Source organism: Gordonia sp. ALPHA1B1 (assembly GCF_005502615.1).
Lineage (GTDB): Bacteria > Actinomycetota > Actinomycetes > Mycobacteriales > Mycobacteriaceae > Gordonia > Gordonia hongkongensis.
In genome coordinates this window covers 146,748-170,121 of the sequence record NZ_SCOC01000010.1, presented here as the reverse complement: position 1 = coordinate 170,121, position 23,374 = coordinate 146,748, and the positions used below count along the sequence as shown (strand labels likewise).

At 67.6% G+C, this 23,374-nt stretch carries 15 protein-coding genes and 1 pseudogene; 4 read left to right on the top strand and 12 right to left on the bottom strand.

The genetic code is table 11. The features are described from left to right. Positions 1–184 precede the first annotated feature (184 nt). The 8 genes and pseudogenes from FFS52_RS09685 to FFS52_RS09650 all read right to left on the bottom strand — a co-directional run bounded on the left by FFS52_RS09685 (position 185) and on the right by FFS52_RS09650 (position 13,505). The gene (locus FFS52_RS09685) at positions 185–1,309 is read right to left on the bottom strand and encodes a PDR/VanB family oxidoreductase (protein WP_137809545.1); all 1,125 of its coding nucleotides are present in this window, start codon (positions 1,307–1,309) and stop codon (positions 185–187) included. Between the two features lie 22 nt (positions 1,310–1,331). Beyond that, the gene (locus FFS52_RS09680; protein ID WP_137809544.1) at positions 1,332–2,234 is read right to left on the bottom strand and encodes a metal-dependent hydrolase; all 903 of its coding nucleotides are present in this window, start codon (positions 2,232–2,234) and stop codon (positions 1,332–1,334) included. A 5-nt stretch (positions 2,235–2,239) separates the two neighbouring features. Further along, entirely contained in the window at positions 2,240–4,021 is a 1,782-nt protein-coding gene (locus FFS52_RS09675) for an SDR family oxidoreductase (protein WP_137809543.1), read from the bottom strand. A gap of 141 nt (positions 4,022–4,162) precedes the next feature. Next, complete coding sequence (locus FFS52_RS09670) at positions 4,163–5,416, bottom strand: pyridoxal phosphate-dependent aminotransferase (protein WP_137809542.1); 1,254 nt, start codon at positions 5,414–5,416, stop codon at positions 4,163–4,165. Between the two features lie 79 nt (positions 5,417–5,495). Then, positions 5,496–6,644, bottom strand: a pseudogene (locus tag FFS52_RS09665) (arginine deiminase); the annotation flags it as partial. After that, on the bottom strand, positions 6,560–8,026 hold the full coding sequence (locus tag FFS52_RS09660) for a basic amino acid/polyamine antiporter (protein WP_137809540.1): 1,467 nt from the start codon (positions 8,024–8,026) through the stop codon (positions 6,560–6,562). The gene FFS52_RS09660 and the pseudogene FFS52_RS09665, both read right to left, overlap by 85 nt. 219 nt (positions 8,027–8,245) lie before the next feature. Then, positions 8,246–11,902, bottom strand: a complete 3,657-nt coding sequence (locus FFS52_RS09655; protein WP_137809539.1) for a (Fe-S)-binding protein — start codon at positions 11,900–11,902, stop codon at positions 8,246–8,248. A gap of 229 nt (positions 11,903–12,131) precedes the next feature. Continuing rightward, positions 12,132–13,505, bottom strand: coding sequence for a wax ester/triacylglycerol synthase family O-acyltransferase (locus tag FFS52_RS09650; RefSeq protein ID WP_137809538.1), 1,374 nt, complete (start codon positions 13,503–13,505; stop codon positions 12,132–12,134). A 215-nt stretch (positions 13,506–13,720) separates the two neighbouring features. Here FFS52_RS09650 and FFS52_RS09645 point away from each other — a divergent pair, with 215 nt between their 5' ends. Continuing rightward, the gene (locus FFS52_RS09645) at positions 13,721–14,248 is read left to right on the top strand and encodes an ElyC/SanA/YdcF family protein (RefSeq protein ID WP_137809549.1); all 528 of its coding nucleotides are present in this window, start codon (positions 13,721–13,723) and stop codon (positions 14,246–14,248) included. 28 nt (positions 14,249–14,276) lie between these two features. Here FFS52_RS09645 and FFS52_RS09640 read toward each other — a convergent pair whose 3' ends face one another. Then, positions 14,277–16,508, bottom strand: coding sequence for an acyltransferase family protein (locus tag FFS52_RS09640; protein ID WP_137809537.1), 2,232 nt, complete (start codon positions 16,506–16,508; stop codon positions 14,277–14,279). A 138-nt stretch (positions 16,509–16,646) separates the two neighbouring features. Here FFS52_RS09640 and FFS52_RS09635 point away from each other — a divergent pair, with 138 nt between their 5' ends. The 3 genes from FFS52_RS09635 to FFS52_RS09625 all read left to right on the top strand — a co-directional run bounded on the left by FFS52_RS09635 (position 16,647) and on the right by FFS52_RS09625 (position 19,696). Further along, positions 16,647–17,207, top strand: coding sequence for a dihydrofolate reductase family protein (locus tag FFS52_RS09635; RefSeq protein ID WP_058249646.1), 561 nt, complete (start codon positions 16,647–16,649; stop codon positions 17,205–17,207). Between the two features lie 127 nt (positions 17,208–17,334). After that, complete coding sequence (locus FFS52_RS09630; RefSeq protein WP_137809536.1) at positions 17,335–18,693, top strand: styrene monooxygenase/indole monooxygenase family protein; 1,359 nt, start codon at positions 17,335–17,337, stop codon at positions 18,691–18,693. A 70-nt stretch (positions 18,694–18,763) separates the two neighbouring features. Continuing rightward, complete coding sequence (locus FFS52_RS09625) at positions 18,764–19,696, top strand: oxidoreductase (RefSeq protein ID WP_137809535.1); 933 nt, start codon at positions 18,764–18,766, stop codon at positions 19,694–19,696. 128 nt (positions 19,697–19,824) lie between these two features. On the opposite strand, the gene FFS52_RS09620 is transcribed toward FFS52_RS09625, so the two are convergent. The 3 genes from FFS52_RS09620 to FFS52_RS09610 form a co-directional block, all read right to left on the bottom strand. Continuing rightward, positions 19,825–20,910: a dihydrodipicolinate reductase gene (locus FFS52_RS09620; RefSeq protein WP_137809534.1), complete on the bottom strand. Its 1,086-nt coding sequence runs from the start codon at positions 20,908–20,910 to the stop codon at positions 19,825–19,827. Positions 20,911–20,937: 27 nt separating this feature from the next. After that, a complete protein-coding gene (locus FFS52_RS09615) occupies positions 20,938–22,035 on the bottom strand; it encodes a Rieske 2Fe-2S domain-containing protein (RefSeq protein ID WP_137809533.1) in 1,098 nt (365 codons plus the stop codon). Positions 22,036–22,099: 64 nt separating this feature from the next. After that, positions 22,100–23,125, bottom strand: a complete 1,026-nt coding sequence (locus FFS52_RS09610) for an alpha/beta hydrolase (protein WP_137809532.1) — start codon at positions 23,123–23,125, stop codon at positions 22,100–22,102. Positions 23,126–23,374 lie beyond the last annotated feature (249 nt).

The following is a 23,374-nucleotide window of genomic DNA, read 5'->3' as shown; positions in this document are numbered from 1 at the left end:
CTTCTGAGCTGGAATGTTTTGTTGTCTCAACACCACCAATCATTCCAGCTCAGAGGGCATTTTCTTGTCATCGACACCCCGCACCCATCCACGGATCCAGGCTCAGGGAGCAGAAGGGGTTGTCGCCAGCGCTCCTCAGGGAGCAGGGGGCAGGGCGTTCTTTCGGACTAGGGAGCAGAAGGGCTCAGAGGTCGAGGGTGAGATTCCCGCCGGGACTGCGTGATACGCAGGTCAGCATGGTCCCGGCCGCGCGCTCGGGCTCGGTCAGGATGTTGTCGCGGTGGTCGACCTCGCCGGACAGCGTCCTGACCTTGCAGGTGCCGCAGAATCCCTGCCGGCACGAGTACGGTACCGACGGCACCACTCGGCGGATCGCGGCGAGCGCCGATTCGTCTGCGGCGACCGGGATCTCCTGACCGGTCGAGGCCAGCGTCACCGTGAACTCGGAGCCGTTCTCCACCGGTGGCGGGCTGAACCGCTCGTAGTGCAGCTCGATGTCGGCGCGTGTCGCGAGATGACGGCGAAGCCCCTCCAGCATGGGAACCGGGCCGCAACAGTAGACGGCGAGGTCGGCGGGGGCGTCGACGGGACCGACCAGATCGGCCATGCTCGGCAGTCCGTGGACGTCGTCGGTCCGGATGGTGACGCGGTCGCCGAACGCTGCCACCTCGTCGAGGAACGGGATCGACTCGGCGGTGCGGCCGGTGTAGATCATCGACCAGTCCAGCCCGAAGCGCTCGGCCGTGGCGAGCATCGGCAGGATCGGGGTGATGCCGATTCCGGCCGCGACGAAGCGGATTCGGCGCGCAGGTGATCCGCGGCCGGGGACCGCGAACGGAAAGGCGTTGCGGGGACCCTTGATCGAGAAGACGTCGCCGACACGCAACGAGTCGTGGACCTCGACCGAACCGCCACCGCCGTCGGGAATCCGGCGCACCGCGATCCGGTAGTGCTCCCGATCCGCGGTGTCGCCGCACAGTGAGTACTCCCGCATGCGTCCCGACGGCAACAACAGATCGATGTGCGCCCCGGCGTGCCAGTTCGGCAGCGCGCCACCGTCCGCGGCGGCGAGGGTGAGCGCGATGACGTTCTCGTCGTGCGCGACCACCTCGCGTCCGACGATCCGGACCCGGGTGGCCCCGTCGCGCACCGCACCTCGGCGCAGCGGTGACAGCGGACGCCAGACCGGCCACCACGCCCGGAACATCATGGTGCCGACGGTGAGCAGCGGGTCGTGCCGCCATCGGCCGTGCAGGTGGGGCGGTGGTTGCGTGAGCGTTGTCGAATGCGGATGCGCGCGTTGGTTCATGACCCTGCTCTCCCGTCCGCACTCACGCCGCGTTGCGCGCGGCCGGCGAGCTCGCGAGATACGCGACCGCCTGTGCGGTGCTGCCGATGTCCTCCGGCCGGAACCCGGGCCGGAAGTAGCTGAAGGTGGCGAAGACGATCGTCCGCATCTTCGGGAGCACGCCGGCCCGCACCCCACGGTGGTAATGCCAGGTCTTCTGGAAGTAGTTGTACGACAACGACGTGTCCTGGCCCATGATGAATCGATAACCCCGCTGGATGAGGATCAACAGGATCGGCAGCACCACGAACATCGCCCGGCCGCGTCGGAGATATCCGTCGCCGAAGTACGCGGCGACATCGTGTGCCACCGCGCGGTGCTCCACCTCCTCGGCGCCATGCCACATGAACAGGTCGGTCATCGTGGGGTGCGCCCCGACCCGGGTCCAGGTGTTGTTCAACGCGAAGTCGCCGAGGATGGCGGTGTAGTGCTCCAAAGCCGCGATGAGCCAGAGGCGTTCGACGAGGTGTTTGTCGCGGGCCGCCTGGGTGCCACCCTCCAGCGGGCCGAGCACCTTGCGGAAGATCCACTCCATCTGCAGCTGGTAGGGCCGCGGGTCGATGCCGTGGTGATCGAGGAACTCCCACAGGACGTGATCGTGGGCCTCGGCGTGCATCGCCTCCTGGCCGATGAATCCTCGCATGCGAGAGGCGAGTTCCTCGTCGTCGACCAGCGGCAGGGCCTCGTTGTAGGTCTGCACGAACCACCGCTCGCCCTCCGGGAGCAGGAGGTTGAGCACGCTGATGAAGTTCGACGCGACCGGATGGCCGGGAATCCAATGCAGCGGGACGTCATCCCAGTCGAATGCCACGTTCCGGGCGTGCAGTTCGACGGGGCCGGGATCGGCCGAAGCGTCGTCGTGTGCGTGATCCTCGGTGTGCGTCATGTGGTTCACCCCGTGACGTTCTGACGGGCGCCGATGCGCGACAGCCACGGCGCGAAGCGGTAGATCCGGTATCCCACCTTTGCCTCCACGGTCACCGGCACCACCGCCTTGTTGTGCTCGATGGCCGCGACGATCTCACTTGCGACCCGGTCCGGGGTGAATCCCCGGCGCTGGTAGAACCGGTCGAGCCGATCGCGGCGTGCTTGTTCGGTCTCGGCGTCGAGGCCGGCGATCGGCGTCGAGGAGACGATGTTGGTGTCGACGAGCCCGGGACAGATCGCACTGACGCCGATGCGGTGTTCGGCGAGCTCGGCGCGGAGCGACTCGGAGAAGAGGAGGACGCCCGCCTTCGACGCCGAGTACAGGCCGAGGCTGCGTGACGGCGTGAACGCCGCGGCCGACGCGATGTTGACGATGTGCCCGCCGACCCCGCGCTCGACCATCTGCCGGCCGAATTCGCGGCTGCCGGTGACGACGCCGCGCAGGTTGACGTCGAGGAGCCGGTCGACCTGCTCGTCGGTGGCCGCCAACACCCCACCGGCCAAACCGATTCCGGCGTTGTTGACCACGATGTCGGGGATGCCGTGGGCCTCTCGGACGCGAGCGGCGAAGGTGGCGAACTCGGCGGTGTCCGAGACGTCGAGGAGGTAGGCGTGCGCGGCCGACCCCGCGGCCTTGCAGGCGCGGGCGGTCTCGTCGGCGGACGCGAGGTCGAGGTCGGCCAGGACGAGCTCGCACCCGCGTTCGGCCAGTGCCAGGGCCGTCTCGCGTCCGATGCCGCTGCCCGCACCGGTGATCACGACGAGTTTGCCCGCCAGAGGTTTCGGTTCGGTGAAAAGCCGGGCCCGCTCGATGACCGGGGCCGGGGCCCCACTGTTGGTCTGCACCGCAAGGAAATCCAGGACGAGATCGGTCAGATAGTCGGGGTGGGTGTAGGGCAGCCAATGTCCGGTCGGGGTGTCGCGGCGCCAGAGTTTCGCGACGTACGTCGGCGTGATGTCGTAGATGGCCGGCCGCAGCGCGATGTCGCGTTCGTTGACCACCTGGAGCACCGGCACCGTGGTGGTCCGCGGATCGGGCCGCAGGAGTTTGGCGCGGATGTTCGCGCGGTACAGGGCGAGGCCGCTCACCATGTCGCGGCGCAACGAGTCGGCGACGTCGAGGTTCTCCGGTGGCGTTCCCTCGACTGCGCGCAGGAACTGTTTCCACACCGCCGGATTGCCCATCGCGCGCAACAACACGTTGGGGAGCACCGGAAGCTGGAACAGGCCTGTGTAGGCCGACGACATCGACTGCGCGAGCACATTGCGCAGGTGCCTAGGGGTGGGGCTGGCGACCTGATCGCGGACGAACTGACCGAGGTGGTCGAGGTTGGGGCCGGACACCGAGACGAATGAGGCGATGCGGGCATTGGCGCGCGGGCGGCTGACGGCCTCCCACGTCTGCACCGACCCCCAGTCGTGTGCGACCACGTGTACGGGGTCGTCGGGACTCACCGACTCCGCGACCGCGTACAGGTCGTCGGCGAGCTCGTCGAGGCGGTAGGCGGCGACCTGCCGGGGGCGGTCGCTCTCGCCGAAGCCGCGGCAGTCATAGGCGACCACGTGATACTGCTCCGCCAGCCGCGGCGCGATGTGGGTCCACAGGTGGTGGGTGTCCGGCCAGCCGTGCACCAGCAGCACCGTCGGTTTCGACGGATCGCCCAGCTCGTAGGTGGCCAGCCGGATCCCGTTGTTGCTGACGGTCCCCGGATGCCACTCGGGTCGTCGAATCGCCTGTTGAGCCATCTGTCACCTCGTTGTGTGTGCCCCGCCGATGGAGGTACACGTTACCAACGGTTACACAAATGTCCAGACCCCGGAAAAGGAGTGAGGGCCCGGTCGGATGACCGGGCCCTCACCAGGGACTTCTCGCGGAACTCCGCGGGATCACTGCCGATATGACGACAGGAAGTTGCCGATCCGCTCCACGGCCTCGGTGAGATCCCGGGACCACGGCAGCGTGACGATGCGGAAGTGGTTGTGGTCGTCGAGGTTGAACCCGGTGCCCTGCACCACCAGGATCCTCTCCTGCAGCAACAGGTCCTGGACGAACAGCTCGTCGTTGTGGATCTCGTACACCTCGGGGTCGAGGCGGGGGAAGGCGTACAGCGCGCCCTTGGGCTTGACGCAGCTGACCCCGGGGATCTCGTTCAGCTTCTCCCAGGTCACGTTCCGCTGTTCGTACAACCGGCCTCCGGGCGAGACCAGGGCCTCGATGGACTGGTAACCGCCGAGCGCCACCTGGATCGCGTGCTGGCCCGGCACGTTGGCGCACAGGCGCGTCGACGCCAGGATGCCCATGCCCTCGATGAACCCGCGCGCGTGGTCCTTCGGTCCGGTCATCACGACCCACCCGGCGCGGTAACCGCAGACGCGGTACGCCTTCGACAGGCCGTTGAAGGTGAGGCACAACAGATCCGGCGCCAGCGAGGCCACGTTCACATGCTCGGCGTCGTCGTAGATGATCTTGTCGTAGATCTCGTCGGCGAGGATCAGCAGCGAATGCTCGCGGGCGAGTTCGACCAGCTGCTCGAGCACCTCCCGTGAGTAGACCGCGCCGGTCGGATTGTTCGGGTTGATGATGACGATCGCCTTGGTGCGGTCGGTGATCTTCGCGGCGATGTCGGCGACGTCGGGGTTCCACCCGTTCTCCTCGTCGCAGCGGTAGTGCACGGGCTGCCCGCCGGACAGCGAGGTCATCGCGGTCCACAGCGGGTAGTCGGGTGCCGGGATCAAGACCTCGTCGCCGTCGTTCAGCAGCGCCTGCATCGTCATCGTGATGAGCTCGGAGACGCCGTTGCCCAGGATGACGTCGTCGACGTCGAAGTACGGGAAGTCGGGGATGAGCTCGTAGCGAGTCACCACGGCACGACGCGCGGACAGGACACCGGCCGACTCGGAGTAGCCCTGCGCGTAGGGGAGGGCGTGGATCATGTCGCGCATGATCACGTCGGGGGCCTCGAAACCGAACAGCGCCGGGTTGCCGATGTTCAGCTTGAGGATTCTATGGCCCTCCGCCTCGAGCCGCTGCGCGTGCGCGTGGACGGGACCGCGGATCTCGTAGCACACGTTCTGCAGCTTGAGCGACTGCTCGAGCGGCTTGAGGTTCTGGTTGAGGTGCGAAACATGGGGCCTACTCACGGGTACATTGTCGCAGCCGGTGGCAAATGCGTTTCTGGCGCGTGTCGGGGTGCCTGCTTCCCGGCACGCTGGTCGTCGGCTAGTAGTCGACCGCGTCCCTGATGAGCGGACACGTCATGCAGTGCCCGCCGCCGCGACCGCGCCCGAGTTCGGCCCCGACGATGGTGATGACCTCGACGCCGGCCTTGCGCAGCAGGGTGTTGGTGGTCGTGTTCCGGTCGTAGGTGATGACCACCCCGGGCTCGAGGGCGACGGCGTTGTTGCCACTGTCCCACTGCTGTCGCTCGGACTGGTACACATCGCCGTCGGTCTCGATCACGCGCAGCGAGTCCAGGTCGAGCGAGCGTGCGACGGTGTCCACGAACGAGCCGGTCCCGTGGTCGATGACGTCGACGCCCGGTGCCGCGTCCGACGGCAGCAGCGAGAAGGTGTGCACCGCGTCGATGATCCGGGGGTAGAGCGTGACGATGTCGCGGTCGGCGAAGGTGAACACGGTGTCGAGGTGCATGGCCGCCCGCAACTTCGGCATGCCCGCGACCACCACCCGATCGGCTGCGCCCTTCTCGAACAGGGTCTTGGCGACCTGGGTGATCGCCTGACGCGAGGTCCGCTCGCTCATGCCCATCAGGACGACGCCGTTGCCGACCGGCATGATGTCGCCGGCTTCGAAGGTGGCACGGCCCCAGTTCTGTTCGGGATCGCCCCACCAGACCGTGGAGTCGACGAAATCGGGGTGATACAGGTAGATCGCCTTGTAGATCAGGGTCTCCTCGCGCCGCGCCGGCCAGTACAGCGGGTTGAGCGTGACCCCCCCGTACAGCCAGCAGGTGGTGTCGCGGGTGTAGAGGGTGTTCGGCAGCGGCGGGAGAAGATATTCACGCGCGCCGACCTGCTCGCTGGCGAGCTTGAGATAGCCGGAACGGAAATCGTCGGGCAGATCGTCGGTGGCCAGCCCGCCGATCAGGACCTCGGCGAGTGCTCGCGGAGTGAGCGACTCGAGGTAGCTCCGCGTGCTGTCGACGAGGCCCAGGCCGACGCGGTTGGCGACGATCGTCCGGTCCAGTAGCCAGTCACGAGCTCCCGGCAGCTCGAGCGTCGCCGCCAGGACGGCGTGGAGTTCGAGCACCTCGACGCCCCGCTGGGTCATCTTGTTGACGAAGTCGGCGTGGTCGCGCTGGGCGTTCTCGACCCACATGACGTCATCGAAGAGCAGGTCGTCGCTGTTGGTCCGGTCGCCAGCGCGCCGATTCCGAGCACGGCGCCGACGACGAGGATTCCGCAGAGCGCGGCCTCGGCCGGTCGGAAGATCCGCGCACCGTTCTCGCGGCGCGCCATCACGTACAGGATGGTCCCGGGCGCATAGATGATGCAGGACAGGATCAGGAACTCCGGACCGGCCGCGAAGACGAGGAACACCGTGTACACGGTGGCGAGGACGGCGATCGCAAGCGCGCGACGTGCCTGCGTCCCGGACCCGCGTTCGGGGAACGCCACCTTCACCGCGAAGGCCGCCGCGAGGAAATAGGGGATGAGCGACAGGCTCGTGCACAGGTCGAGGAGGAAGTCGAGCGAGTCCTCGGCGAACAGCACGACGATGATCAGCGTCTGGACCATCAACGAGGTCAGTGCGAGTGCCGCGATGGGGGCGCCGGCGCCGTTCTGTCGGGACAGGAAGCGCGGCATGTCCTTGTCCTGGGCCGGGATGAACAACACCTCGGCGGCCATCAGGGTCCACGCGAGGTAGGCGCCGAGGACCGAGATGACGACCCCGAAACTGATGAACGCCGTCCCCCAGCTGCCCACGATCTCGGCCAGCAGCGGAGCCATGGACGGTTGCCGGAGCGCCGCGATCTCGGCCTGCGGGAGTATCCCGTAGGAGAGCAGGGTGACCGAGGCGAACACGCACAGCACGCTGACGAAGCCGAGGATGGTCGCACGGCCGACGTCCTCGCGTCGTCGCGCGTAGCGGAAGTACACGCTCGCGCCCTCGATCCCGAGGAACACGAACACGATGATGATCATCGTGTTGCGTACCTGGTCGAAGATGGCTCCCGCGGTGACGTCCTCGGTGCCCCAGAAGTTGTCCGTGAAGACGCCGACGTCGATGGCGACGACCGCGACCGCGATGAACACCAGGATCGGCACGATCTTGGCGACGGTGACGATCCGGTTGATCGCGGCGGCATCCTTGACGCCGCGGGCGATCAGGGCGGCGAAGACCCAGATCCCGACGGTCGAGAGCAGTGCGGCGATCACGGTGTCACCCTCACCGAGCGCGGGCCAGGCCTTGCCGATGGTGCTCATGATGAACACCCAGTAGAAGGCGTTGCCCGCACAGGCGCTCGCCCAGTATCCGAACGCCGAGTTGAAGCCGACGTAATCCCCGAAACCGGCCTTGGCATAGGCGAATACGCCCGAGTCGAGCTCTGGTCGGCGAATCGCCAACCGCTGGAAGACGAGTGCCAGGGTCAGCATCCCGACGCCGGCGATGGTCCAGGCGATGATGGCCGCGAAAACGCCTGCGGACGAGCCGAATCGGGCAGGCAGGGAGAACACCCCGGCACCGATCATCGAGCCGACCACCATCGCGGTCAGGGTCGGCACACTCATGCCGGGTGACTGTTTGACCGCGTTGTCCTCGACTGCCGAGTTCGCCTCCCGCCGGTCGGATTCAGTGAACTGTTGCCTTGGCTCACGATGTCACAGTCGGCGGTCCTCGGCAGGATGTCGAGACACGACATGTCGATCGGGTGGTCGCGTCCGGACGGCCCGCCCGATGCAGAACGGGCCCCGACCGAATGGTCGGAGCCCGTTCTGCGGTACTGCGATCTACTTGTGGCCGGGCCGCTTCTTGCCGGCCGCGATGCCGAAGCCCTTGGCCTTCGACGCCCCGGTCTCGGCGACCGTGCGAGCGGCGGACGAACCGTTGCTCGACGCCGCAGGCGCCGCCTCTGTGTCGGGGTCGTCTGCGTTGCCCGCGGTCTCGACCTCGGCCGTCCCCGCGTCGTCGGCCTCTGTTACCGGAGCCTCGGCGGCCGGGGCCTCGTTCACAGGCGCTTCGGTCGCTGCGGCCTCGGCTGGTGCCTCCTCGGCCTGCGGGGCCTCGGGTTCTGGCTCAGCCGATTCCGGAGTCGGAGCAGCTGCCGGTGCGGCCTTGCTCGCGCCGCCCGGTCGCTTCTTGCCCGCGGCCATGCCGAAGCCCTTGGCCTTGGCCGGCTTCTCCTCGGTCAGCACGGCGGCCGAGCCGCCCTGCGGTGCCTCGGCGGCTGGGGTCTCAGCAGCCGGAGCCTCGGCAGCCGGTGCCTCGGCGGTCTCGGCAGGTTCGACGTCCGCCTCGGGAGCGGGGGCGTCCGCAGCCTCGGCAGGTGCCGCAGCCGGCTTGGCCGCGGCCTTGCCGATACCGCCGGGCCGCTTCTTGCCCGCGGACATCCCGAAGCCCTTGGCCTTGCCGGGCTTCTCTTCCGTTGCCGCAGCGCGAGGTGATTCCGTCGCCGATCCCGCGGTAGCCGACTCCGCTGTCGTCGTTCCCGCTGTCGCCGAAGCCGATTCCGTGTCCACGGTGGGGGCGGCGTCCGGGGCCGATTCGCTTTCGTCGACCTTGCTCTCGGCGGGCGCGGTCACCCCGGCGGCGGGGGCCGCCGCGTTGGTGGTCTTCTGACCCGGGCGCTTGGCCTTGCCCATGCCGAAGCCCTTGGATGCGGGCTTCTTCTCGGCCTGCGGCGTCTCGGTGGTGGCCTCGGCGACCTCCTCCTTGACCGCCTCGGACGACTCGGCCTCGGCCGGCACCGGCTCGGCGGTACCACCGGCGGGCTTGCTCGCGGCACCGGGACGCTTGGCGCCGCCCTTCATGCCGAAGCCCTTGGCTGCGGGCTTCTTCTCGGCGGGTGCCTCGGCTGCGGTCTCGGCGGTTGCCGGCTCCGGGGCGGCCGACGCCGCTGCGGCGCCGGGCTTTTTGCCGCCCTTCATGCCGAAGCCCTTCGATGCCGGCTTCTTCTCGGCGGGTGCTTCCGGTGCCGCGGTCTTGGCCGCCGCGCCCGGCTTCTTGCCGCCCTTCATGCCCAGGCCGACCTTCGGCTTCGGCGCGGCCTCGGTGGTCGCGGCCGACGCAGTCGCCGCCGCGGGCACCTTCTCGGGCTCGGGTTCCGGCTCCGGCTCGGCGAGGGTGGGACGCGGTCCGAGGAACCGGCCGCCGAGTTTGACCTCGGTCCGGTCGCGCTTCACCGATTCGAGCAGCAACTGCGCGACGTCGACGACCTCGACCTTGCCCTCGGACTCGGTACCGCTCGTCCGGGCGGTCACACCGTCGGTGAGCATGACGCGGCAGAACGGACAGCCGGTCGCGACCTTCTTGACCTGATCGCCGGTGGTGTCGCCGAGAGTATCGAGCGCCTCGTCGACCCGGTCGATGTTGATCCGCTTGCCGATCTGCTCTTCCATCCACATACGGGCACCGCCGGCACCACAGCACATGGACCGTTCGCCGTGGCGCGGCATCTCGGTGAGCGTCGAACCTGCCGCACCCATCAACTCACGCGGGGCGTCGTAGACCTTGTTGTGGCGGCCCAGGTAGCACGGGTCGTGGTAGGTGACGCCCTCGCCGAGCGGTGCGACCGGAACGAGTCGCTTCTCGCGCACGAGACGGTTGAGCAGCTGCGTGTGGTGGACGACCTCGTACTTCGCGCCCAGCTGCGGGTACTCGTTGCCCAGTGCGTTGAAGCAGTGCGCACAGGTGACGACGACCTTCTTGCGCTGCTCGGGCGCGGTCGCGAAGACCTCGCCGAGCATCTCGATGTTCTGCTGCGCGAGCATCTGGAAGAGGAACTCGTTGCCGGCACGTCGTGCGGAGTCGCCGGTACAGGTCTCGCCCTCGCCGAGGACCATGAAGTTCACCGCGGCCATGTCGAGGAGCTCGGCGACGGCCTTGGTGGTCTTCTTCGCGCGGTCCTCGTAGGCACCGGCACAGCCGACCCAGAACAGATACTCGAAGCCCTCGAACGACTCGACGTCCTTGCCGAAGACCGGGATCTCGATGTCCATCTCGTCGATCCAGGCGGTGCGCGCGGAGGCGTTCTGGCCCCACGGGTTGCCCTTGTTCTCGAGATTCTTGAACATGCCGGCCAACTCGGTCGGGAAGTCCGACTCGATCAGGACCTGGTAGCGGCGCATGTCGAGGATGTGGTCGACGTGCTCGATGTCGACCGGGCATTGCTCGACGCAGGCACCGCAGGTGGTGCAGCTCCACAGGGTCTCGGTGTCGATGACGGCGCCGAGGGCCTCGGGATCGAACTCACCCTCCACGGCTTCGACGACCTGACCGCCGCCCAGATCACCCTTGGACTCGCCGACGAGCTTGCGCGCCGCCTCGGCGCGCGCCGACTCGGGGATCGCGTTGAGCTTGTCCTCGAGGACGTTGCCGTCGGCGTCGACGAGGCCTACCTCGTCGCCGCCCATGTCCTTGCGGCCACCGGCGAGCAGGTACGGGGCCTTGGCGTTGCCGTGGTCGCGCAGCGACATGATGAGCAGCTTGGGGCTCAGCGGCTTGCCGGTGTTCCAGGCCGGACACTGCGACTGGCAGCGACCACACTCGGTACACGTGGTGAAGTCGAGCCAGCCCTTCCACGAGAAGTCCTCGATCTTGCCGGCGCCGAACGCGTCGACATCGGGATCGGCGGTCTCCATGTCGAGGACCTTGCCCTGGCTCATCATCGGCTTCGCGGCACCGAGGGCGACGCCGCCGTCCTGCTCGCGCTTGAAGTAGATGTTGAAGAAGGCCGAGAAACGGTGCCAGGCAACGCCCCAGCTGATGTTCATGCCGACCATGGCCAGCCAGACCATGCCGCTCATCAGCTTGATCACGGCGAAGATCGACACCAGCGTCGGCGAGGCCGGGAGAATCTTCGCGACCTGCATGGTGAAGAAATCGGAGTAGGCGTTCGCGTGACCGTAGGTCGCGATCTTCGACGCCTTGACCAGGATCATGCCGAGGCCTTCGAGCAGCACGATGGCCTCGACGAAGTAGGCCGGTCCGAAGCGCGAACCACCGAAGCGCGACAGCCGCTCGGGGACGCGCGGGTGGTTGAGCTGGCGGATCACGATCAGCACGATGATGCCGACGACGGTGGCGATGCCGAGCAGCTCGTCCCAGAGGTGCCACGCGAAGGTGTCACCGAAGACGGGCCAGTGGAACTCCGGGTTGATGGACTGTCCGTAGGCCTCGAACCACAGCAGGAATCCACCGAGGAAGCCGACCATCACGAGCCAGTGCGCCCAGCCGACGGTGCGGAACTTGACCATCCGCGTGTGGACGATGAATTCCTTCATCATCGTCAGGAAGCGCGGGAGGATGGGCCAGAAGCGGGAGCTGTCGACCTTGTGCCCGAGCTTGATGGTGCGGAAGATCCGCACCACGCCACCGAGGAACAGGTACCAGCAGAGGAGGCTGATCACCGCGGCTGTCGTGCCGATGGCAATCGTCGTGGTAGTCACGGGCGCGTACCGGCCTTTCGTCTAGGTCGTCCGCCCCCGGTCGCGGAACGCGAGGCTGGGTACCACGGGGCGGTGTACTACAGGTAACCGTAATTCGTTGCGCCACCGGCGCGCTGCCAAGGCTGGCCTAATTACGCTGGTCTACCTCATATCAGATGATACTCGCCAGTAACTTACTGTCGAGTCAGGGTGTCCGAGGCCACGTCCGGGCCGCGGGTGCCCGGAGACGTCACCGGGTTCGCGCGACCTTCTCGAGTTCCTCGAGCGCCGTATCGAGGTGCGTGAGCAGGCGTTGCAGGCTCGGGAGCTGGGCCCGGGCGCCGATCAGCCCGAAGTTGATGTGCTCGGCGGTGCTGGTCACCGTGATGTTGAGCGCGAGACCCTGCGTCGGGATGGAGACCGGGTACACCCCGTCGAGGCGGGCGCCGTTCCAGTACAGGTGCTTCGACGGCCCGGGGACGTTGCTGATGATGATGTTGAACTGCGGGGGGACGTACTGGACGAAGCCGGGCACGGTCGCGAAGGCGAGCGGCGCGAAATTCGCCGCTCCCAGCGCGAGCGCCTGCAGCGGACGAAGGCCCCGGACCACCGACTTGCTGTGGCGCGCCGACTCGACGAGTTTGTCGAGGCGGCGTTCGGGATCCGGCTCATCGGTCGCGAGACTCACCAGGATGGCGGTCACCGCGTTGCCGTCGTCATCGCCGTCGGTGTGCATCGACACCGGCACCGCCGCGATGAGCGGGGCGTCGGGCAGGGCGTCCTGGTCGATGAGGTACGACCGCAGGGCTCCTGAACACATCGCGACGATCACGTCGTTGAGGGTGATGTTCCGGGAATCGGCCACTGCCCGAAGACGGTCGATCTCCCACTGCTGCGAGGCGAATCGGCGGGCGCTCCCGATCGCGACGTCGAGAATCGTGCGCGGGGCCCGTCCCAGTGGGGCGACGAACTCCGGGTCGCGGAGGCCGGCCACCGCGACCTTCGCGGCCGCGGGCCCGAGGCCGGCGACCTGGCCTGCCACGTTCGCCAGGCCGGACACCCGGCTGCGCAGACTCGGCGAGGGGCGCGGGGGTCGACGCTCGACCAGCGCCGGGTCCCAGGGTGCAGTACCCGACCGGTCGTCAGGGTCGTCGGACAAGGTCCGCTGGAGCAGGCGCAACGCGGAGACGCCGTCGACGACGGAGTGGTGGATCTTGCTGTAGAGCGCCACCCGGCCGTCGTCGAGACCCTCGATGACGTGGATCTCCCACATCGGTCGGAACCGGTCCATCAGGGCCCCATGGTTGAGGGAGACGTATCGCAGCAGCTCGCGGACGCGGCCGGGGCGGGGGAGCACAGTCCGGCGGACGTGGTAGTCGAAGTCGATCTCGTCGTCGAAGGACCACGCCACGTTGCCCAGCAGGGTCACTGGTACCGCCGGCCGCTTGCGGAAGGTCGGATGGACTTCGGTGCAGCCGCAGAACGCCTCGATGATCTCTTCGGCGAGTTCGCTCGACGACTGGCCCTCGCGCGGTACGAACAGTTGGAGTCCGCCCACGTGCATGGGCTGCTCCCGCGTCTCGGCGAGGAGGAACATCGACGAGGTGACCGGCATGTACGGCATCGCACCATCACTTTCACACCACGAAATGGATGCGCGCACAGGCTGAGCGCGACCGAGGTCCCCTCAGTATCACGGGGCGACTGCCGGGTCGGGGCTCGAATGGGCATGTTGGGAGTCGGTCCCCCTACGTTGTAGGGGTGAGGTCAGGTGCTCGTCTCGTCGTACCGGTGCTGCTGGTGCTGGTCGAACTGTGGATCACCCTGGCCGTCACCTGGATGTACTTCTCGTCGGTCGGCAGGATCGACGACGCGACGGCGCCGGCCCGCCGGTCCACGCTGCTGGTGCTGGGTTCCCTCGTCTACGACGACGGCTCGCCCGGCGACTACGTGCGAGGCCGGCTCGACACGGCGCTGGAGCTGTACCGGTCCGGGGGAGTGGACCGGATCATCAACTCGGGCAACGGTTCCGAGGAGGCTGGAAACGAACCCGCGGTGATGCGAAGCTATCTCGAGGAACGTGGTGTCCACCCGCAGGCGATCGTCGACGACCCGGCCGGCCTCGACACCGCGGCGAGCTGCCGACGCGCCCGCGAGGTATTCGGCGTCGACGAGGTGGTCATCGTGACGCAGGGTTTCCACCTGCGCCGCGCCATCGCGTTGTGCCGCGACCATGGCGTCGACGCGCGCGGTGTCGCGGGTCGATGTGACTGTCCCGTCTGGACTCTCGCCCGGAACCACGTCCGCGAGACGGTGTTCGCCGGGCCACGGGCGGTGCTGACGGCGGTCACATCTCCCGCTCCCTGAGGAGCGAGCTTGCGAGCGTCACGAAGGGTCACCACCAGCCCAGCGACCGCTGGAGGTCGGCTTCGACGGCGGGGATCAGGCTGCGGACGAAGGTCGCCGAGAGGTGGTGGAAGTCGTGCCACACCAGGATGTTCCCGACGACCGCGGGGCAGTACTCGTCGTCGCACATGGCGTCGGTGTAGTCGAGGAAGCTCATGTTGGGGAACTCGCCGGCGAGCGCGGCGGCGGGGTCGGCCGGCGCCATCGCCTGTGCTCGGGGCACGCCGCACACCTCGGGTTTGCGTCCGCTGGCGAGACACTCCGGCGGCTTGAGTTGTCCGGTCGCCCAGGGGTTGTCGCGGACCGCGACGACCCGCTGCCCGCGGTCGCGGAACTCGGCGAAGATCTCTTCGTAGTCCTTGGGGACGTAGTCGCCGTCGCCCGACTCGACGGGCCGGGTGCTGTTGGTGAACACGACATCCGGCTTGTCGACGGCGAGCCGCTCCATGACGCGACGCGACCAGTCGTTGCACTGGTAGTACTTCTGGCCGAACCACGTGAACACGTGCTCGGTCGTGAGGGCGCACCCGACCTTGAGGTAGGTGGTCACGCGGAAGTCGTGGCGCTTGCCGATGGCGTCGAGCGCGGTGATCCACTGTTCCGCATGCGAACCGCCAACCAGCGCGATAGTTCGGGTGGCGTTCACGTTGCCGTAGTGCCCGACCTTGATGGACGGGTCCTTCCAGCCGCTGATGATCGAGTCGTAGGAGGTGATCGGCCAGTCCATGTCGACGACTTGGGGACTCGGTTGTGCGGTCACGTTCGGTACCGGAGCGCCGTCGAGGAATGCCCGCGCACCCGGGTACAGCCGTGGGTCGAGGTTCTGGGTGTCGAGGGTGGCGTTGGCGGCGTCGCGCTGCCAGGTCACCGCGGCGGCGCCGGCTGCGACGCTGATGACGACCAGTACCGCGACGAGGGCGCGCCGGTAGCCTCTGGTCTTCTCGAACGGCGGCCGCGCGACCACGCCATCGGCATCGGGCGGCACCGGGGACTGCTTCCGCTTCGCCGACCCGGCACGCAGCGGCGCCTCGACGTACTTCGTGGTCAGCCAGGCGAGCAGCACGGACACGGCCAGGATGGCGGTGCCCTCGAACCACGAGACATCGTCCTGATAGCGCCACGCCAGGTAGAAGATGAGCAGCGGCCAGTGCCACAGATACAGCGCGTAGGCGATCGAGCCCAGCCACACCAGCCGGGGATGGGCGAGACCGCGGCTCACCCCGGATCGGATCGAGGTCTGGCCGGACGCCGTCTTCTGATCGACGGGGGCCTGATCGATGGGGGCGGTCTGGGACGAGCCGACCCAGATGAGGATCAGCGTCGCTCCCACGGGGACGAGCGCCCACGCCGCGGGGTATTCCTGGACGCCGGCGATCCACCAGCCACACGTCACGATAAGGCCCAGGGCCACGAGTCCCAGTAGGTCACGCACCCGCTGCGACAGCGCGATCCGCGGCATCCACACCGCGAGGAGTCCGCCCACGAGCGGTTCCCACAGACGGGCCACGGTGTCGTAGTAGGTGAAGGGCTGGTTGATCCCGTGGCGGTAGTTGGCCCACGCGAAGGAGCCCAGTGCGACGACGCCGAGCGCGATCCCGACGACTCCACGGACCACCTTGGGGTCGGCGAAGAATGCGGATCGCCGGCCGAGGGCACGCAGCACCGCGCCCAGTGCCAGCGCGCAGACGAGGGTGAGGACGAAGAACTGGCCCTGCATCGACATGGACCAGAGATGCTGCATCGGGCTGTTCGCGGAGTCGGCGGCCGCGTAGTCCTGCGACTCGAACGCGAGGTGCCAGTTCTGGTAGTACAGGGCACTGGCCTGCAGTTCGGCCCCGAGCGGTCCCCAACGCGTCGTCGGCATGATCAGCGCGATCAGTCCGGCGGTGACCGCGAGGACCAGCAGCAGAGCGGGCAGCAACCGGCGCAGGAGCCGGGAGAATCGCGGCCACGGATTGATCGCCGCGCCCCAGGAACTCGTCGTGGGCTGGGTCGCCAGGACGTGCTTGAGCAGAGACGCGACGAAGAAGTAACCGGACAGGGTCAGGAAGACGTCGACGCCGCCGGAGACCCGGCCGAACCAGACATGGAAGATCGCGACCAGCGCGATCGCGATGCCGCGCAGCCCGTCGAGGTCCAGCCGGTACCCGGACGTGTTGCCGGTCGCGGCGTCCTCGTTCGGGGTTGCGACGGGTGTCGCATCGGTCAGGGGCGTACGCACAGAGGGCGATGGTACTTGCCCGCACCTGAGGGAAGCCTGGCACGAGCGGGGTGTCGTCGGACCTCACAGCAGACTCGTGGATTCACCTGCTGCGTCGGAGTCCGCGACTGTGTCGGCGAGGCGTCGTAACATCCCCGCATGCTGCTCTTGTCGATGGGCGTCTCGGTGGACGGCTTCATCTCCGACCGCGACGGCAACTTCAACTGGTCGGTCCCCTCTGACGATCTGTTCGCGTTCCACACCGAACGGGTCGGCGAGCTCGGCGCGTTCGTGTGCGGCCGCCGGCTCTACGAGACGATGCTGGTTTGGGAGACCGACCCGCGGATGCGTGAGAACGACGCGGATGCCGCGTTCGCCGACCTCTGGTCGGCGCTGCCCAAGGTGGTCTTCAGCCGCACCCTCACGTCGGTCGAGGGCAACGCGCGGTTGGCGCAGGGATCGCTGGCCGACGAGCTCACCGCGGTGCTGGACTCGACCGACGGCGACGTGGAGATCGGCGGCGCCGACTTGGCCCGGCAGGCAATCGAACTCGGATTCGTCGACGAGTTCCGCATCTTCCGCTACCCGGTCATCGTCGGTGGCGGTACCCCGTTGCTGCCGCCGGTCGCCGACACGATCCGGCTGTCGCTCGCCGAGACCCGGACCTACGGCGGACAGGTGATCTACGAGCGGTACCGCCGGGTTCGCGACGACGCATAGCGTCCCCACCCGAGCCGGCGCCGACGCGCCGATTCGTTCTCGGTGCGTCTAACCCTTCAGCCACACCGATCGCCCCGGCACGCTGTCGAGCAGTCATTCCACGCCGACAACCAGGGGAGATCCATTCATGACAGCACGACGATCGGTCGCGATCATCGGGGCCGGGCTGGCCGGGACCAGCGCCGCCCTCGGCTTCCTCGACGCCGGGTTCGACGTCACGCTCTACAGCGACCGGGACCGCGAGTCGTTGCGCGACAAGGTGCCGCCGACCGGTGTCGGTGTCCTGTTCGGCAAGTCCCGCGAGTGGGATGCCGAGATCATCGAGGACCTGTACGAGGTCAGCAACACCACCGGCATCAGCGCCCGGTTGTACTCCGGCAGCGGCGACGAGCGCGCCGCGGTTCTCGAGTTCAACCCGGACTACGGCTACGTCGCCCAGGCCGTCGACCTCCGCCTCCGCGCCGACGACCGGCTCGCCCGGTTCTTGGACCGCGGCGGCCGATTCGAGGTCGGACACGTCGGCCTCGACCGTCTCGACGCGATCGCCGCCGACGCCGACATCACTCTCGTCGCCACCGGCAAGGGCGGACTGTCGACGCTGTTCCCGGTCGACGAGTCGCGCACGCATTACCGGGAACCGCAGCGTCGTCTGCTGCAGGTCACCCTGACCGGCGTCGACCACGGCCCGGAGTCCTTCGCCTACCGCAGCAGCGCGGGCGGCGACCACTCGCTGTTCAACCTGGATGCGCAGAACGGTGAGATCTTCGTCGGACCGTTCCTGCACAAGGACGCCGGCCCGACGTGGTCGTTCATCGTCTTCGCCAAGCCCGACGGGGCGTGGGCCGCCCGGATCGATGACGTCCACGACGCGGTCTCGGCCCGGCAGACCATCTCCGGCATTTTCGCCGAATACTTCCCGGAGGATGCGCCGGTCATCGACCGGTTGCAGGTCATCGAGTCCGATCCGGTGTCGTGGCTCAAGGGTGCGGTCACCCCGACCGTGCGGCAGGCTGTCGCCACCACCGCGGGCGGGCATCCGGTAGCGGCGATCGGTGACACCGCGATCGCCGTCGACCCGGTTGCGGGGCAGGGTGCGCAGAACTCGCTGATCCAGGTCGCCGAACTGGTGAAGGCCGCTCGCGGCCACGAGGGCGAGTTCACCGCCGAATGGCTGTCGGCGGAATTCGAGAAGCATTGGGAGCGACGCGGACGGGCTGCCGTCGAGGTCACCCGCCTCTACCTGGGCGACCCCGACTACGCGACCCACCTGGAGTTGTCGTTTCCGGCTGCCGCCGTCAGTCCCGCCATCGCGTCGGCCCTGTTCGGTCTCCTCTCCGAACCGAATCCGCTGCTCGGTCTGCGGACCCGCGAGGACGTGGAGGGCTTCATCGCCGCGGTGGCCGAAGAGCCGCACGACGAGGTCCTCGCCCGCTTCGCGCCCGCCGGACAATTCAGCAGCGCCACCCCGGAGGCCGTGAGCGCCTGACTCTCGCTCCCTCCGGCGCCATGTGATACGAACAACATCGTCGTTCGAGCCGGTGCCGGAGGGGGCAGATGTGAAGTCGGGGTGGACGTTGGCCGACGCGCCTCCGCAAACCGGACGGGTCGCGGTGGTGACCGGGGCGAACTCGGGGATCGGGCGCGAGATCGCGCTCGGGCTGGCGACTCTGGGCGCTCGCGTCGTGCTGGCGTGCCGCAATTCTCAAACGTCTGCGGAGGCCCGCGACGACATCGTCGCGAAGGTTCCGGGCGCCGAGGTGGAGATCGTCGATCTCGATCTGGCGAGTCTGGATTCCGTGCGATCCGCGGCCGAGGAGATCCGACGCCGGCACGCGACCGTCGATCTGCTGGTGAACAATGCCGGAGTCATGCGGGCGCGGCACGAACTCACCCCGGACGGGTTCGAGATGGACTTCGGGACCAACTATCTCGGTCATTACGCACTCACCGGCCGGCTGATGGATCTGATCCTGGCAGCCGACGCCGGGCGGGTGGTCACCGTCGGCAGTCACGCGCACCGAGCCGGGAACATCGACTTCACGGACCTCCCGATGGACCGTGCGTTCACCAGTGCCGGTGCCTACTCGCGGGCGAAGCTCGCCCAGATGCTGTTCGCGCTCGAACTCGATCGTCGGATGAGAAGCGCGGAGGCGCCGGCGATCTCGCTCGCCGCGCACCCGGGCGGAACCCGCACCGGCGTGATGCGCGAGCAGAGCCGGTTCCTGCAGTGGGCCTATCACGCGTCCTCGCTGCGATGGCTCACCGACCGATTCATCATGGACCCGCCCGACGGGGCGTTGTCGGTCCTCCGCGCCGGCACCGACCCGAAGGCGCAGGGCGGCGAATACTACGGTCCGGTGGGCGGTTTCGGGCTCGCCGGCCCTCCGGTGCTGGTTGAGCCGTCGGCGAAGGCGAAGGACCGCGACGTCGCGGCGCGGTTGTGGGACATCGGTGCCGAACTCACCGGGGTGACCATCGACCTCGGCTGACCTCTCGTCAGAGCTTGAACCGACCCCCATTGCTCCCTGAGGTGCGAGGAGCGAAGCGACCATTATTCTTGCTCCCTGAGGTGCGAGGAGCGCTAGCGACGAGCCACGAAGGGTCGCAACACCTCTCATCAGATCGCGAACCGCCCGGCGAATGATCGCAGCGGGAGGTCGGCACTCGTCACGATGCCCGGAGGTGCCGCCACGACGGACCGGATCGAGTTGAGGGCCGGGAGTCCGGTGACGGTCATGCCGATGGATGCGAAGTTCTCCGGCTTGCTGAGGTCGAAGCCCTTACGCGGGAAAATCATGTGCTTGGAGTAGATGTTCGGGTCGCCGGTGACCTGGGTGATGTAGCAGGCCTGGATGTTCCACGACGGATCGGTGTGCGGTGTCATCTGCCATTCGAGGTGGGATTCGACGCGCGCCACACCGTCGACCATGCCCTGGTATTTGATGTAGCTGCCGCCCAGCGAACCCTCCGGGAGCTGATACCAGCCGAGGTCGACGTCCTTGGTGCAGGCGCCCAGTTCGTAGGAGAAGGTCACCTCGTCGAGTCCGAGATCGAAGGCGTCGGCCATCAGGTAGACCGAGTCCGCGAACACCGCGGTGTACTTGTACAGCGAATCGGGGATGCTGGGGTCGTCGACGGGCAGGCCGTATCCGACCGCCTTCCAGGTGTCGACGGAATGGTGGCAGGAGACGTCGACGGATTCGATCACCGTGACGTTCTCGATGTCGGCGACGTCGGCGGTGTGCACGATCCCGAGGATCTGCGCCAGACCGGGGTTCATACCGGTGCCGTAGAAGGTTGCGCCGCCGCGCTCGCAGGCCTCGGCGATCACCTCGCTGACCTTGCGTCCGGAGTGGTGCGGGTGATTGATGTCGCGATGGAATCCGGTGATCCAGTCCGCCGTGGTCACTACGTTGATCCCGGCCTCGAGAACCTGGACGTAGAGGTCCTCGTCGGGGAAGACGCCGTGGAAGGTGAGGACATCCGGACGGGCGGCGACGATCTCCTCGACCGTGCCGGTGGCCGTCACCCCGACCGGGTCGAGGCCGACGATCTCACCGGCGTCGCGACCGATCTTGTCGGGCGTATAACAATGCAGCCCAACCAGTTCGAGGTCGGGATGCGACTGGATGCGCCCGATCATCTCGGTGCCCAGATTGCCGGTGGCGACCTGGAAGACCCGGATTCGTTCGGTGGTGGTCATGACAGATCCTCTCGGGCTGAACGTATGTCAGGACTGCGTGGCGGCGCGTAGCGCCTCGAGCTCGGAACGGCGGATGCGGACGAAGTCATCGCCTTGTGGCAGCACCGCTCCACTCGACGACGACGGATCGGCATCGTCGGGTCCGCCGTCGGGGTAGAACTGCCGCGCCCACTTGCGAAGTGCGGTGAAGCCCTCGAACTCTCTGCGGGACAGTGCGGGTGGATCGGAGTAGCGCTGGTGTGCCCAGATGTCGATGTCGGCGGCGAACTGCTCGATGACGAGGTCGGCCATCACGGTCCCGTAGCGGGTGATCTCGCCGGTTTCCTCGCCCGGCTTGCGGCCGATCCACACGGTGAACCGGACGTCGGAGGTGTGCTCGTCGACCGGGGTGACCGCCGGCATCGTGCGGTTGTCGACCATGCCCCAGCTCTTGGTGACCGAACAACCCAGCCCGGCGTTGATGGATTCGACTCCGCTGGTGGCGTTCTCGAGTGTTGCGCCCTCCTCGAAGGCGATGGTGAAGTCGACATGCGACACCGGCCCGTCGAAGTCGTGCCGGGTGAACTCGGGCATGAACGGTGTCTTGTGGACGAACTTGAAGTGGGCGAAGTCGACGCCGTTCTCCATGATGTACTGCGGGTGGATCTCGAGTCCCGGCCGGAAGAGGGTGGCCGCGGGCACCGGCGGGTAGTAGTCGGCGGCGGTGCGATCGTCGTCGAAGTCGCCGAAGATGTCGGGAACGTCGAAATGCGGTGGGCGACCCTCGACGTCGTGCCAGATCCAGACGGCCTCGTTGCGCTCGACGACCGGATAGCTGCGGATTCGTCGCCCACGATTGGGATGTTTCTCGTACGGGATGCAGACGTTGCGCCCCTCGCGATTCCACTCCCAGCCGTGGAACGGGCAGACCAGGTTCTCGCCCTCGACGTGGCCGCCGTGACCGAGATGGGCGCCGAGGTGCTCGCAATAGGCGTCGAATACGGACACCTGGCCCGACCGCGACCGCCAGGCGACCATCTCGCGCCCAAAGTACTTCATCGTGTGGACCGCCCCGACCGGGATCTCCGAGCACCAGGCGACCTGGAACCAACCGGTGGGTGTCATCGACAGCGGCGTTCTCGCCATGCGGCAACCGTAGGTCCCGCGCGACGAGAATGCAAGAGGGCTCTATGAAAAAGGGCGTGCCTGGTCAGCTGGCGGTTTCGGCGAGCTCCGGACTCGGTGACGCGGAATGCATGACCCGATGGATCTCGGCCGTGAAGTCCTCGGCGGCCTCGATGTTCGACGCGTGACCGGTGTCGAGGACGACCAGGCGATCGAGGTAGCCGCGAACCGACAGGGCATGCGCGATGCGCTGGGTCATCGCGTGCGGGAGAAGGAGGTCGTGCCGCCCGCCGATGACCGTGGTCGGCACGGTGATGGCGTCGGCGCCGGCGGGTCCCATCGCCAACTGGAGAAGGGCCACGGCGGACTTCGCGCGGGAGCTGGGCGAGCACGAGCGGGTCATCGCGAGGACGAACGCGGCGTGATCGACGGTCGCCGATCGGCCGTTCAGGATGCGATGCCGGATGACGCTCCGCGTGAACCGATCTCCCGGGAACGGAACCGGTATGGACAGCGCCATCTGCAGCAGCCACAGCGGCGCCTTGATCGGGCCGTTGACGAGCGGCAGCACCCGGCTCTCGGTGGCGACCCCGCCCCAGGTGGTGTTGGCGAGAACCATTGCGGTGGCTCGCGACTGGGCCTGATCGCGATGCCGGTGAGCCCAGGCCTGCAGGGTGATGCCGCCCATGCTGTGTCCGACGAACACGGCTGTGGACGCTTCCGGGAGCGTCTGGGAGACCACGGTGGACAGGTCATCGGCCAGGACGTCGGTGTCGAACGTGCGACGGCCCCAGGTGCTCTCGCCGTGGCCGCGCTGGTCGTAGGCGATGACGTGGTAGCGCTCGGCCAGCGCATTGATCTGTGGATTCCAGTACTCGACACAGCACGACCAACCATGCACGAGAACGAGTACGGGAGCGTCCGCCGGTCCGTGGTGGACGACGCGCAACCGCGCGCCGTCGTCGGTCACCGCCCATGAGGTCCGTTCGGGTTCGCGGCTGTTGAACAGCGTGTCCACGTAGACGCGGTTGCGGAGTCGGCGACGCGCCTCGGCCGGCAGCAGGCCGGACAGGGCGTGGCGGGCGGCTCCGATGCCGGTCGCTGCATTCATGTCGTCCCCCTCGGACCACCGGTGACTTGTGTCACATCGGCTGCACAATGATACAAACTCTTACCGTCTGTATCTACCGCTTCGGATAACGGTTTGTGCCAAATGTCGGGTTGTGTCCGAACGGGCCGGCTGCCTGGTCGGACGTTGGTCGTCCGCACTTCGTCGCGATCGACCCGACGGACGGGTAGCCGAGCGAACGATCGCCAAACATCGCGCCGGTCAGCGCATCGCCGCTACGCCATGACCGCT